Below are 14,055 nucleotides of genomic sequence, written 5' to 3'. Positions count from 1 at the left end.
AAGCGCTATATTATTCAGAGATAAAAACACATAATACTGGTTTGTGAAACCAGATCGGTTTATTAGGGAAAGGGATGTTATGGTGAGAGATTTTGATGTCATCATTATTGGCGCAGGCATCGTTGGTTTGGCAACCGCTTGTGCTTTAGGTCAGCAATCACTGCGTGTGGCGGTGATTGATGATAAAATAGCACCGGCTGAAATTTCTGCTCATCCTGCCATTCGCGCTTCAGCGATTAATGGCTCAAGCCAGCATTATTTTGAACAATTAGGGATATGGCAATCGCTATTATCCAGTCAACGAGTGCTGAGTTTTGAAGATATTAGCGTTAAAGAGGCGAATGGTTTTGCCAGACTCAGTGCACATAGTCATGATTATCATTTTAATAATCTTGGGCATATTATCGAGAACGAGTTAATGGTGCAGACGCTCTATCAGAAAGCCTGCACTTATGATAACGTCTGTTTTTTCCAGCAAAAAGCACAGCATCTATACTCTGCTAATGAGTCTGCTTCTGTTCAGTTAGCTGATGAGTCGATTTTAACCGCCCAATTAATGGTCGCTGCTGATGGTGCCAACTCATGGGTTCGTCAAAATCAGCAGATTAAGCTATGGCAATATCACTATCGTCATCATGCCTTAATTGCCACGGTTAAAACAGCAATGCCCCATGAAGCTTGTGCCAGACAACTGTTTTATCCTGATGGCATCATTGCTTTTTTACCCTTATGGCAATCGGATATGAGTTGTTTGGTTTGGTCGGCTAAACCAGATGAGGCTGAAAGGTTGATGGCGCAAGATGCGCAGACGTTTAATCAATCATTAACGGCCGCAACAGCGGGGTGGTTAGGGGATTGCCAGCTGGCCAGTGAAAAATTATTATATCCGCTCACGGCCCGTTACACTACTGAGTTTGTTAAACACCGCTTGATTTTGATTGGTGATGCTGCGCATACGATTCACCCGTTAGCCGGGCAGGGCGTGAATTTAGGTTTACGTGATTCTGCTTTATTAGCGCAGACGATTCAGACACTTTTTGCAACAGGTAAAGATATTGGTTTAAAACCAGCTTGGCAGAGTTATCAGCGCAGCAGGAATAAAGATGTGTTAATGATGTTAGCCGCCATGCAAGGTATTGAAAGCGTATTCGACGGTCAGTTTGTGATCAAAAAATGGCTGAGAGGGGCGGGTATGAATATGATTGATCAAGTTCCTTTTATTAAGAAGCATGTGATTAAATATGCTTTGGGACTTTAGCAGCAGACCAGTATAAAAGGCGGCTGTTTTTTTATTGAAAAGAAAAGGGCTCAGTTGAGCCCTTTTCTTTTATATTCAGTCATGACTTAACTGATATTACATCTTCTCAATCGTTTTAATGCCTAGCATCGTCAGTCCGATATTGAGCGTTCTTGCGGTTAAGGCCGCTAGCTTTAAGCGACTCTGTTTTTGCTGCTCAGTTGCCGCGGTTAAGATAGGGCAATTTTCATAAAAGCTAGAAAATAGCGTGGCAATATCATAAAGATAGGCACATAGAATATGTGGTAATCCCTCTTTAGCTACCGCTTCCACCGCTTCTTCAAACTGCAATAAACGGGTAGCTAATGCACGCTCTTTTTCATCATCAATCAGAATTTCGCCTGTGACGCTATCTAGCGCAATATTGGCTTTTTTGAAGATAGAGAACACGCGAGTATAGGCATATTGCAGATAAGGGGCGGTATTGCCTTCAAAGGCTAACATGTTATCCCAATCAAATACGTAATCTGTTGTACGGTTTTTTGACAAATCGGCATATTTAACGGCGCCGATCGCGACAGCATCGACAATTTGGTTTAATTCAGCTTCAGTTAAATCAGGATTTTTCTGACGAATAAGTATCGCTGCGCGTTCCGTTGCTTCGTCTAATAAATCATTTAACTTGATGGTATCACCTGAACGGGTCTTAAAGGGTTTACCATCTTTACCCAGCATCATTCCAAACATATGATGTTCAAGTTTCAGTGAGTCAGGAATATAGTCTGCTTTATGGGCGATAAGCCAAACTTGTTCTAAATGCTGATGTTGACGAGAGTCGGTATAATATAATATACGATCGGCTTTTAGTTTTTCATAGCGGTAAATAACGCAGGCAATATCAGTTGTTGCATATAAATAACCGCCATCACGCTTTTGAATGATTACGCCCATCGGATCGCCATCTTTGTTTTTAAACTCATCAAGATAGACAACAGTGGCGCCCTCATTTTCAACGGCGAGGCCTCTATTTTTCAGGTCGGCAACAATACCCGGGAGCATATCATTATAAATACTTTCACCCATGGTATCTTCAATGCCTAACGTTACATTTAAGCGCTGATATGTAGCCAGGTTTTGTGTCATGGTGATATCAACCAGTTTTCGCCACATTTGTGCACAATAGGCATCACCACCTTGCAATTTAACCACATAATTACGCGCTTTTTCAGCAAATTGCGCATCTTCATCATAATATTTTTTTGCTGCACGATAGAAGGTCTCTAAGTCGGACAGCGCCATATCCTCTGCATGCTCGTTTTGCATTTTTTCCAGATAAGCAATCAACATACCAAATTGGGTGCCCCAATCACCAACATGATTGGCCCGGATTACATGATGACCTAAAAACTCCAGCGTTCTAACAGTCGCATCGCCAATAATCGTTGAACGTAGATGACCGACATGCATCTCTTTGGCTACATTGGGTGCTGAATAGTCAACAACCACCGTTTGCGGATGATCGGTGATAGTTAAATTGAGTTTGCTATCAGCCAGCGCAAGCTCACTCTGTTTCGCCAGCCAGTGCTTATCTAAGAAGAGGTTAATAAATCCAGGACCGGCAATGTCAACTTTTTCAACGATACCGGTTAAATCAAGCTGTTCAACCACTTTCTCAGCTAACTGTCTTGGTAGACAGCCTAATTTTTTAGCCGCAGCCATAATGCCATTTGCTTGATAATCACCAAACTGTACTTTTGCTGATTGCTTAATCAGGGCATCACTCTCTTGTGGCGCACCGGCTGCGCGCATCGCTTGATTAATTTTATCGGTAAGAAGCGTCTGAATATTCACGTTTTATAAACCTTGGTTACTTTCACAATTTGCGCAGTATCATACTCTTTATCGTAAGAATTGTCATTTTGTTGTGTGATGATTATTGTGCAAATAATCGCTTATTTGCTTCATTTTGATGAAATTATTGCGCATTGAGATGGATTCGCTTTTGGTTTTAATCTGACGTTTAAGTTATCTCAATATAGATTGAGCTTATTTGATGCGCTGTGATGATAAGCCTCATTCGGGGCTATTGATGTAGTGTCTGATGCACAGCAATCTATATAGATTAACCGCGTAGTGTGAACCATCATTATCTTTTAAATCAATGCCTGAAACAGGCATTGATTGTTGAGCGAAGATTACTTGACCTCTTTACCCATCGCCTGTAAATCAGCATGATAGGATGAACGTACAAAAGGGCCACAGGCTGCATGAGTGAAGCCCATCTCTAAAGCGATACGTTTGAAATCATCAAACTCTTGTGGTGTGACATAACGGTGAATAGGATGATGATGTTTACTTGGTTGCAAATATTGACCCAAAGTGAGCATGGTGACACCGTGGGCACGTAAATCTCGCATTACGTCGATCAGTTCTTGATTCGTTTCACCCAGTCCGACCATTAAACCTGATTTGGTTGGAATATTAGGATGGTGACGTTTAAATTCAGCTAACAGATCAAGCGAACCTTGATAGCTAGCACCTAGGCGAACCTCTTTGTATAAGCGTGGTACATTTTCTAAATTATGATTAAAGACATCCGGTGGTGTTTTTGCCAAAATATTCACCGCATCGGTTAAACAGCCACGGAAATCAGGTACTAATGTTTCTATTCTTATCGTCGGGTTGATGCGGCGAATTTGTTCAATAGACTGAGCAAAATGGCTGGCCCCCCCCTCTTTGAGATCATCCCGATCAACTGACGTGATCACAACATATTTTAATTTCATATCGGCGATCGTTTGCGCTAATTTTAGCGGTTCCTGAGGATCGAGTGGTAGTGGCCGGCCATGGGCAACGTCACAAAATGAGCAACGTCTGGTACAGATATCACCCATAATCATAAAGGTTGCAGTGCCATGATGAAAACACTCGGCTAAATTAGGACAAGCGGCTTCTTCACACACGGAATGCAGACCATGACGACGAATCGCAGACTTGATTTCTTGAATTTTACTGGTGTCGGTGGGTAATTTTATGCGCATCCAGTCTGGTTTTTTGAGTGTTTGCTGGCTATCAATATCGATACTGGGAATAAGACGAACTTTATCCGCATCACGATATTTAGTGCTTCGAAATGTTTGATCGGTCATTTTTGACATGAAATTTCCATTTTATAGATAATGAATCTGTTGATATTGGAGGGATTGAGCAAAAGCGTCTACCAGATTTTTCGCGATAGCAGTACGATCAAATTCAGTCGTTTGTTGACTCACCTGTGTCATGGCTAAACCTGCATAACCACAAGGATTAATCAACTTAAAAGGAGTTAGATCCATCGCAATATTTAAGGCTAAGCCATGTAAAGTGCGGCCATTTTTGATGTGTAATCCCAACGAACAGATTTTTTGCTCATTCACATAAACACCGGGTGCCTCTTTTTTAGCTTCTGCCTTGATACCCAGTTTGGCTAAAGTCTCAATTACACTTTGTTCCAGATAACTGACCATTTGACGAATACTGAGCTTGCGTCTTTTAATATCTATCATGGTATACATAATCTGTTGCCCTGGACCATGATAGGTAATTTGTCCGCCACGATCGGTCTGAATAATCGGAATACTGCCGGTATCTGATAGCAAATGTTCAGGTGAACCGGTCTTTCCTTGTGTAAAAACGGCATGATGCTCGGTTAACCAAATTTCGTCTAAAGTTAACTCAGTTCGCTGCATAGTAAAATTGTGCATTATCTGATAAACTTCTAAATAGGATGTTAATCCCAATTGACGAATATTAATCACATTTTCCATGATAAGTCGATCTTCCTTTTTAATTTGTCAAAATTCTAACATCGAATAATAAGAATAATCATCAAAAAACATCAATAACTCTAATAGGAAACTCGCACCATTTTTATTTTTAAAGACCAATATTGTGATGATTTTTTTGATAAAAATCAAAATATACTTTAAAACTTGTTTTTTGCCCTTAATAAAAATAGGGAGTATCATCAGAATAGTTGATTAATTTAATAGGAATAATCATCATGATTAAAGGTAGCCTGTTAGTGTTAGCTTTGGTAACTTATTGCTATTAGTAGTAGGAATAAGTGAAAAAAATTTACATACAATGATTATCAATTATCTCTACTTTTGCTGAAACCTAAAGAGGTCTTTTATATGTCAGACATTCAACATAATGATATTGATCCCGTTGAAACCAAAGATTGGTTACAAAGTATCGAATCAGTTATTCGCGAAGAGGGTACCGAACGAGCTCAATATATTATTGAACAAATCGTTAATAGTGCAAGACAAGGCGGCGTTCCATTACTGTTTGGATCTTCAACCAGTAACTACGCTAATACTATCTCGGTAGAAGAAGAGCCTGCTTATCCAGGTGATTGGGAATTAGAAAGAAGAATTCGCTCGACGGTACGCTGGAATGCGCTAATGATGGTGCTAAGAGCCTCTAAAAAAGATTTGGATCTGGGTGGTCATATGGCCTCTTTCCAATCAGCTGCGACATTTTATGAAGTCTGTTTTAACCATTTTTTCCGTGCGCGTAACGACAAAGATGGCGGTGATTTAGTTTACTTCCAAGGCCATATCTCACCAGGCGTTTATTCGCGAGCCTTTATCGAAGGTCGTTTAACTGAAGAGCAATTAGATAACTTCCGTCAAGAAATTGCGGGCAAAGGTTTACCTTCTTATCCACATCCTAAATTAATGCCTGAATTCTGGCAGTTCCCAACGGTATCAATGGGACTGGGCCCTATTTCGGCTATCTATCAGGCGCGTTTTTTAAAATATTTGAATCATCGTGGTTTAAAAGATACCACTGAACAAACTGTCTACGCATTCCTTGGCGATGGCGAGATGGATGAGCCGGAATCAAAAGGTGCGATCACCGTTGCTAGCCGCGAAAAATTGGATAATCTGGTTTTCGTCATTAACTGTAATTTACAGCGTCTTGATGGTCCGGTAACAGGTAATGGTAAGATTATCAATGAACTTGAAGGCATCTTTGGTGGTGCGGGTTGGCAGGTTATTAAAGTTATTTGGGGTAATCGCTGGGATAAATTACTGCAAAAAGATAAATCGGGTAAATTACTCCGTTTAATGAATGAAACATTAGATGGTGATTATCAGACCTTAAAATCGAAAGATGGTGCTTATGTTCGTGAGCATTTCTTTGGTAAATATCCAGAAACCGCTGAACTGGTTAAAGATATGAGTGATGATGAGATTTTCCGTTTAAATCGTGGTGGTCAGGATCCGGCAAAAATGTTTGCTGCTTTCCAAAAAGCCAGCAATACCAAAGGTCGTCCAACCGTAATTCTTGCTCATACGATTAAAGGTTATGGTATGGGTGAAGCGGCAGAAGGTAAAAACATCGCTCATCAAGTGAAGAAAATGAACATGGACAATGTCAGACATGTCCGTGATTTCTTCAATATTCCGGTGACCGATGAGTCAATAGAAAAACTGCCGTATATTAAATTTGAAGAGCACACACCAGAATATAAATATCTTCACGAGCGTCGCCAAGCGTTAAAAGGTTATGTGCCATCACGTTTACCTAATTTTACCGCTGACTTATCCATTCCGGCATTAAGTGAGTTTAGTTCACTCCTTGAAGCACAGAGCAAAGAGATCTCAACGACGATTGCTTTTGTTCGTTCGCTTAATATCTTGTTAAAAGATAAAGATTTAGCGCCACGATTAGTGCCAATTTTAGCTGATGAAGCGCGTACTTTTGGTATGGAAGGTCTGTTCCGTCAAATCGGTATCTATAGTCCAAACGGTCAGCAATATACCCCACAAGATCGCGAACAAGTAGCTTACTATCGTGAAGATGAAAAAGGTCAAATTCTACAAGAAGGTATTAATGAGATGGGCGCAGGTGCATCATGGCTTGCTGCGGCAACGTCATATAGTACGAATGACTGTCCAATGATTCCATTTTATATCTACTATTCGATGTTTGGTTTCCAACGTATTGGCGATTTACTGTGGGCGGCGGGTGATCAGCAAGCGCGCGGTTTCTTAATCGGCGGTACATCAGGTCGCACAACCTTAAATGGTGAAGGTTTACAACATCAAGATGGCCATAGTCATATCTTATCTTCAACCATTCCAAACTGTATCTCTTATGATCCAGCCTATGCTTATGAAGTCGCTGTCATTATTCAAGATGGCTTACGACGCATGTATGGCGATAAAGAGAGCGTATTCTATTATATTACGACCTTAAACGAAAACTATGCGCAGCCAGAAATGCCAGCCGGTGCAGAAGAGGGTATTCGCAAGGGTATCTATAAGTTAGATACGGTGAAAGGTCAAGATGGTAAATCAACTGTTCAATTAATGGGTTCAGGTTCAATCTTACGTTATGTCCGTGAAGCAGCGGATATTCTTGCCCGTGAATATGGTATTACCTCTGATGTTTATAGCGTAACGTCATTTACTGAACTTGCTCGTGAAGGACAAGATTGTGAACGTTATAACATGTTACATCCGAACGAAACACCGCGCGTTCCTTACATTACTCAAGTGATGAATAAGGCGCCAACCATTGTTTCAACAGATTATATGAAATTATTAGCAGAACAAGTTCGTGCTTATATTCCAGCTGAAAGCTATAAAGTCTTAGGTACGGATGGTTTTGGCCGTTCTGATAGTCGTGAAAATTTACGTCATCATTTTGAAGTCGATGCTTCTTATATTGTCGTTGCGACCCTAGGTGAACTGGCTAAACGTGGTGATATCAATGCATCTGTCGTGAATGATGCAATAAGCAAATTCAATATTGATGCCGATAAAATTAATCCACGCATTGCATAAGAGGTTTAACGAATATGAGTATTGAAATTAAATTACCAGATATTGGTGGTGACGAAGTTGAAGTCACTGAAATCTTAGTTAAAGTTGGTGATAAAGTTGACGCTGATCAGTCTTTGTTAACTGTTGAAGGTGATAAAGCCTCAATGGAGATCCCTGCGCCGCAAGCGGGTATTGTTAAATCAATCTCGATTGCTGTGGGTAGCAAAGTGTCAACCGGTATGCCGATTATGGAATTTGAAGCAGCAGATAGTGCTGTAGCTTCAACGCCAGCGCCAGCTGCCAGCGCACCTGCACCGCAAGCCGCGGCTAGTGACAGTGTGAGTCAACAAACTATTAGCGTCCCGGATATTGGCGGTGATGAAGTTGAAGTCACTGAAATTCTGGTCAAGGTGGGTGACACCGTCAGTGTTGATCAATCATTATTGACCGTTGAAGGTGATAAAGCCTCGATGGAAATTCCATCCATGGTTGCCGGTAAAGTTAAATCCATTTCTGTTGCTGTTGGTGATAAAGTCTCTACAGGTAGTCACATCATGATTTTTGAAGTTGCCGGAAGTCAATCGACGCCCGCTGCAGCTTCGGCGCCAGCACAACCAGCATCAGCACCAGCACCAGCTAAATCGCAACCAACCACAGCACCTGCGCCACAAGCAGCCGGTGCCGATAGTTTTATTGAAAATGACGCCTATGCACATGCAACGCCATCAATTCGACGTTTAGCGCGTGAGTTTGGCGTGAATCTGACTAAAGTACCCGCAACTGGATTGAAAAAACGTATTTTACGTGAAGATTTACAAAACTATGTTAAAAATGCGGTCAAACAGGTGGAGAGTGGCACTGCTTCTGGCGGTGGGTTGCCTGGACTATTACCATGGCCGAAAGTTGATTTCAGTAAATTTGGTGAAGTAGAAGCTTTGCCATTAACCAAAATTCAAAAAGTGTCAGGCGCTAACTTACACCGTAACTGGGTGATGATTCCGCATGTCACTGAATTTGATGAAACGGATATTACTGATCTTGAAGCGTTCCGTAAGCAACAAAATACCGAAGCTGACAAGAAAAAACTGGATGTTAAGATCACGCCATTAGTCTTTATTATGAAGGCGGTGGCTAGCGCGTTAGAAGCTTATCCACGCTTTAACAGTTCGCTGTCTGAAGATGCGCAAACCTTGATCGTGAAGAAATATATCAATATTGGCGTCGCTGTTGACACACCAAATGGCTTAGTGGTCCCGGTGTTTAAGGATGTTAACAAAAAAGGCATTATGCAACTTTCACGTGAACTTGCTGAAATCTCGAAAAAAGCGCGTGATGGTAAATTAACCGGCGGTGATATGCAAGGTGGCTGTTTCACTATTTCTAGCCTGGGTGGTATTGGTACCAATGCATTTACGCCGATCGTCAATGCCCCTGAAGTCGGTATTTTAGGTGTTTCGCGTTCAAGTATGAAGCCAGTATGGAACGGCAGTGAATTCAAACCACGTTTAATGTTACCACTGTCATTATCATTTGATCATCGTGTTATTGATGGCGCAGATGGCGCAAGATTCTTGAGCCACATTGCAACGGTACTATCCGATTTACGTCGTTTAGTGATGTAATAAGGGGCTGAGAAAATGAGTAAAGAGATTAAAACACAAGTTGTAGTGTTAGGTGCAGGGCCAGCCGGTTATTCGGCGGCCTTCCGTGCGGCTGATTTAGGCTTGGATGTGACGTTAGTTGAACGTTATGCTACTTTAGGTGGGGTCTGCCTTAATGTGGGTTGTATCCCGTCTAAAGCACTACTGCATGTTGCCAAAGTGATGGATGAAGCTAAGTCATTGACCTCACATGGTATTGAGTTTGGCATTCCTAAACTGGATTTAGATAAAGTGCGTGGCTGGAAAGAGAAAGTCATTAATCAGCTGACCGGTGGCCTGGCTGGTATGGCAAAAATGCGTAAAGTGAATGTGGTACAAGGCGAAGCTAAATTTACTGGTAGTCATACGCTGTCTGTTGATACGGCCGATGGAGCGACGGTGATTACGTTTGAAAATGCCATTATTGCAGCAGGTTCACGACCTATTCAGTTACCTTTTATTCCCCATGAAGATGAGCGTATCTGGGACTCAACTGATGCATTAGCTCTAAAATCGATTCCTAAACGTCTGTTACTGATGGGCGGTGGTATTATCGGTTTAGAGATGGGCACGGTTTATCATGCGCTAGGTTCACAGGTGCACGTGGTTGAGATGCTTGACCAAGTCATTCCGGCTGCAGATAAAGATGTAGTTAAGGTCTTTACTAAGCAGATCGAGAAGAAATTCACTTTAATGTTACAAACTAAGGTGACAAAAGTTGAAGCGAAACCTGACGCTATTCATGTGTCCATGGAAGATAAAGACGGTAAAGTCGTGACAGAGCAATATGATGCGGTTTTAGTCGCGATTGGTCGTTCACCTAACGGTAAATTGATTGCTGCTGAAAATGCTGGAGTGACGGTGACTGACCGTGGTTTTATCGAAGTCGATAAACAGATGCGAACGAATGTACCGCATATCTACGCGATTGGTGATATTGTCGGACAACCGATGTTGGCACATAAAGGTGTTCATGAAGGACACGTGGCGGCTGAAGTTATTGCTGGTAAGAAACATTATTTTGATCCAAAAGTGATCCCATCGATTGCTTATACTGAACCTGAAGTTGCTTGGGTGGGCTTGACTGAAAAAGAAGCCAAAGCAAAAAATATCAATTATGAAACGGCCATTTTCCCATGGGCTGCCTCGGGACGCGCGATTGCTTCCGATTGTGCAGAAGGGATGACCAAATTAATTTTTGAGAAAGATTCACATCGGGTTATCGGTGGTGCCATTGTGGGTGTCAATGGTGGTGAACTATTGGGTGAAATCACTTTAGCAATAGAAATGGGCTGTGATGCCGAAGATATTGCGCTGACTATCCATGCTCATCCTACGTTACATGAATCAATCGGCCTTGCAGCTGAGGTTTATGAAGGTTCGATTACCGATTTGCCCAATGCAAAAGCAAAAAAGAAGTAGTTAGTTAAATTTATTATTCCTTTAGTGAGCGGGCCTCAGTAGCAATACTGAGGCTTATTTTTATCGATCAAAACTATTTTCTAAGCGAATTCATTCTTAGCACTATTTATGGATAAAAATAAATTATCACTATTTAGTGCTCATAAACCAGTTACTTTTGTTGTTTTTTAGTCACCGTCCGGAATTAAAGCTAAATTCTTGTTATTTTGGTTATTACACCTAATTTATAAAAACGCATTAATATTGATTGTTATAGCTGCTTTAAATCGTATTTCCGAATTTATCCATGTTATGAGTCAAAAAATTGACACCAGAATACTGTATGCATGCTGCATTATAAGACGTAAATGAATTATAGGATTCATTATCAGCTAATTTCATTTTTGGCTATATTGGTTAGTTTATTAGCGCCATTTATATTGACATGATCACTATCACCAAAGTCATCATCCGTGAATAAATCATAGTTAAAAAGGTCAATTATTTTTAAGTTATAAGATTGGCTAATTTGATGGATTTCGTTAAATATATCGACTTCAATTAAATGTTTATATTCACTTCTGGCTGGTGGCAAAATGATAATTAATTCATGGCCATTAGTTTTACACTTTTTAATCAAACCAAGTAAGTTTTTAATTTGATTTGGTAATCTTCTATTTTCACGCAAATGACCTTGAACTCTATTTTCTAAATTATTATCGATTATAAAATTTGGATTATGAATAAAGCAACTTTCTATGTGTTGTAACTCGTTATTTTTTATTTTAATTTTTTTATTTTGATTAAAAACAGGATCAATAACTATATTTTTATTTTGATATTCAATATCGAATATGTTTTTAAAATAAACACAAAGATCTCTTTCTGATGTTTTACTGGAATCGTAACCAGTTGAAAAAACGGAAAAATAAAGTATCACTTTTTTTAACTCTGGATGATTTATCTGATTTTTGTCATAAAGATTGAGGGAATAATATAAATCTTGGTTTGTAGAGCAAAGATTAAAAGCATTTGGTATCATAGGTGAGTTAAAAGAGTACGCGCCATGTGAAGATCCAATGGCTAAAATCTCTATCTTATTTGTATTAGTTAAGCTATTTTTTTGATGCTAGCTCAATGAGTTTAAACGGTAATTGAGTTTTTTTAATTTAATCCCTGTTTTTTGGTAAATCCAGTTTCTCAATCTCATAAGTCACTCTTCGTTCGTTTTAATGAAAATAGCCGTGTTACTGTTGAAAAAAATATAGAACGATCAAAAAAATGATTATTTAAGATTTATTATGATCTTGTTAGTTTTTTCAGTGTAAACAGTACAATTGTCAGGAATATCTTTATTGATGAAAGATATTGCGCCTACAGTAACGTTATCGCCAATTACTAGCGGTTGATTTGGGGTACAAGATACTATGCAGCTATTTGGACCGATAAAAACATTATTACCTATATTGACATTGCAGCCGCCAATGGTGGTATTTTGCCGAATTGAAAAATTTTTGCCTATGACCGCTGATGCACCTATAACAATGCCAGAGGAGTGATCTATTGTAAAATTATATCCAATCTTAGCTCCGATCATTATTTCTATACCGTATCTTATATTCACTTTTTGCCCAAGCTTGAAGCCTATTTCTTTTTGCTTCTTATTTCCATGACAGTACATTTCATTAACCAGTCTCCACCAAGGGATAAATGTATTGTTATTTCCACGTAATCGCCTGAAAAGTCTTCGTCACTTGAATTTTTTTGCTATAAATTCAACTTCCCAACACTTTTTCAAAAAAGTTAAATCATTCGTCATTAACAAAATAAGAATATGAATATATTTCATACGCGACCTTAATAATTTTTTTAATTAAAATAGCAGATTAGATAAAAATACAAAAGGGCATATAGCCCTTTAATTTATTCTACGATAATGCAATCATCACTTTTTTATACCATGTGGAGCCAAGAATAAAATTATTCTTGATGTGGTCATTATTATTACAATTATATCTTAGGACTGGCTTTGTACTAATTTCCACACTACCATTTGGCAGAATCGTAAGCCTTTCCTGAATAGCTAATTGAGTTAACGCCTAAAATCATTTCATCATAGATGCCCAAAATGGCATTTAAACAAGTTAGATAGATAAGCAAATCTGCGCTTTAATTCTGTTATTGTGACTATTATAAGGTGTTAACTTCAAGTTATCAGTGACTTTTACTAACATGAGTAATGATTAATAGCTTTATAGCTTTGGAGTTAGATCTTGATTAAAACCAGGAAAGGAAATAAACAATGAAATATAATAATTTATCGCAAATTAAACATTACGACGGAATACAAAAAAATAATACCAGTGAAGTCGATCACAACAATGTTAATTTACAGTGGCGATTATGCAGGGTCGGATTTAATCATAAGATAGCTTTTAGTGCTATAGAAACAGTGTGAGACTTAACAGCAGAAGCGGACGAACTAATGCCAGAGAACAAATTTCTTTAAAATAAAAATTAATAATATAAGGGCGGCTTAAGTCGTCTTTTTTGATGTCTATCGAATTAAAAGTGACAATAATATTCTTGCTGTATATTCTTTTTGATTATTTCAGGCCAAAAAAATATTACGTAAGTGCTTGATTTTAATGGCTGGGGTACGAGGATTCGAACCTCGGAATGGCGGAATCAGAATCCGCTGCCTTACCGCTTGGCTATACCCCAATAAAAAATTGAGAAGACGGTCATAAATAAAACTAACTTACATGAGGGTAAGTTTATGCTCGATTTAATTGGATGAATTATTTTAATGATATTGAAGAATAAAATAGGAAACTTCACTCTTTATGCTGAAGCATCTCACTTAATGTATAAGAGAAATGGCTGGGGTACAAGGACTCGAACCTTGGAATGGCGAGATCAAAACCCGCTGCCTTACCACTTGGCTATACCCCAA

At 39.4% G+C, this 14,055-nt stretch carries 8 protein-coding genes, 2 tRNA genes and 1 pseudogene; 4 read left to right on the top strand and 7 right to left on the bottom strand.

Annotation, left to right across the window (positions count from 1 at the left end; genetic code table 11):
- Nucleotides 1–79: 79 nt before the first annotated feature.
- Entirely contained in the window at nt 80–1,258 is a 1,179-nt protein-coding gene (locus tag RHO15_08535; GenBank protein ID WVD63512.1) for an FAD-dependent oxidoreductase, read from the top strand.
- Between the two features lie 96 nt (nt 1,259–1,354).
- Here RHO15_08535 and argS read toward each other — a convergent pair whose 3' ends face one another.
- The 3 genes from argS to lipB form a co-directional block, all read right to left on the bottom strand.
- Complete coding sequence (argS, locus tag RHO15_08530) at nt 1,355–3,088, bottom strand: arginine--tRNA ligase (protein ID WVD63511.1); 1,734 nt, start codon at nt 3,086–3,088, stop codon at nt 1,355–1,357.
- Nucleotides 3,089–3,432: 344 nt separating this feature from the next.
- The gene (gene lipA, locus RHO15_08525; GenBank protein WVD64991.1) at nt 3,433–4,386 is read right to left on the bottom strand and encodes a lipoyl synthase; all 954 of its coding nucleotides are present in this window, start codon (nt 4,384–4,386) and stop codon (nt 3,433–3,435) included.
- Between the two features lie 21 nt (nt 4,387–4,407).
- Entirely contained in the window at nt 4,408–5,043 is a 636-nt protein-coding gene (lipB, locus tag RHO15_08520; GenBank protein WVD63510.1) for a lipoyl(octanoyl) transferase LipB, read from the bottom strand.
- A 369-nt stretch (nt 5,044–5,412) separates the two neighbouring features.
- Here lipB and aceE point away from each other — a divergent pair, with 369 nt between their 5' ends.
- From aceE to lpdA, 3 genes and pseudogenes are all read left to right on the top strand, one after another.
- Nucleotides 5,413–8,079, top strand: coding sequence for a pyruvate dehydrogenase (acetyl-transferring), homodimeric type (gene aceE / locus RHO15_08515; GenBank protein ID WVD63509.1), 2,667 nt, complete (start codon nt 5,413–5,415; stop codon nt 8,077–8,079).
- A gap of 23 nt (nt 8,080–8,102) precedes the next feature.
- Nucleotides 8,103–9,680 (top strand): annotated as a pseudogene (gene aceF, locus RHO15_08510) (pyruvate dehydrogenase complex dihydrolipoyllysine-residue acetyltransferase).
- A 15-nt stretch (nt 9,681–9,695) separates the two neighbouring features.
- Nucleotides 9,696–11,120, top strand: coding sequence for a dihydrolipoyl dehydrogenase (gene lpdA, locus RHO15_08505; protein ID WVD63508.1), 1,425 nt, complete (start codon nt 9,696–9,698; stop codon nt 11,118–11,120).
- A 367-nt stretch (nt 11,121–11,487) separates the two neighbouring features.
- Here the strand turns inward: lpdA and RHO15_08500 are convergent, their stop codons facing one another.
- The 4 genes from RHO15_08500 to RHO15_08485 all read right to left on the bottom strand — a co-directional run bounded on the left by RHO15_08500 (nt 11,488) and on the right by RHO15_08485 (nt 14,054).
- Nucleotides 11,488–12,141: a hypothetical protein gene (locus RHO15_08500; GenBank protein WVD63507.1), complete on the bottom strand. Its 654-nt coding sequence runs from the start codon at nt 12,139–12,141 to the stop codon at nt 11,488–11,490.
- A gap of 243 nt (nt 12,142–12,384) precedes the next feature.
- Entirely contained in the window at nt 12,385–12,780 is a 396-nt protein-coding gene (locus RHO15_08495; GenBank protein WVD63506.1) for a hypothetical protein, read from the bottom strand.
- A 968-nt stretch (nt 12,781–13,748) separates the two neighbouring features.
- Nucleotides 13,749–13,823, bottom strand: a tRNA-Gln gene (locus RHO15_08490).
- Between the two features lie 156 nt (nt 13,824–13,979).
- Nucleotides 13,980–14,054, bottom strand: a tRNA-Gln gene (locus RHO15_08485).
- Between the last annotated feature and the right edge of the window lies 1 nt (nt 14,055).

Source organism: Orbaceae bacterium lpD01 (assembly GCA_036251705.1).
In the GTDB taxonomy this organism is placed as follows: domain Bacteria; phylum Pseudomonadota; class Gammaproteobacteria; order Enterobacterales; family Orbaceae; genus Utexia; species Utexia brackfieldae.
Note: the sequence above shows the minus strand (reverse complement) of the source record. Positions and strands in the feature narration are given on the sequence as shown.

What these genes read in the sequence shown, in the direction of transcription:
- RHO15_08535 (WVD63512.1), top strand. Translation starts at nt 80, where the DNA reads ATGGTGAGAGATTTTGATGTCATCATTATTGGCGCAGGCATCGTTGGT.
- lipA (WVD64991.1), bottom strand. Translation starts at nt 4,386, where the DNA reads ATGACCGATCAAACATTTCGAAGCACTAAATATCGTGATGCGGATAAA.
- lipB (WVD63510.1), bottom strand. Translation starts at nt 5,043, where the DNA reads ATGGAAAATGTGATTAATATTCGTCAATTGGGATTAACATCCTATTTA.
- aceE (WVD63509.1), top strand. Translation starts at nt 5,413, where the DNA reads ATGTCAGACATTCAACATAATGATATTGATCCCGTTGAAACCAAAGAT.
- lpdA (WVD63508.1), top strand. Translation starts at nt 9,696, where the DNA reads ATGAGTAAAGAGATTAAAACACAAGTTGTAGTGTTAGGTGCAGGGCCA.
- RHO15_08500 (WVD63507.1), bottom strand. Translation starts at nt 12,141, where the DNA reads ATGATACCAAATGCTTTTAATCTTTGCTCTACAAACCAAGATTTATAT.
- RHO15_08495 (WVD63506.1), bottom strand. Translation starts at nt 12,780, where the DNA reads ATGTACTGTCATGGAAATAAGAAGCAAAAAGAAATAGGCTTCAAGCTT.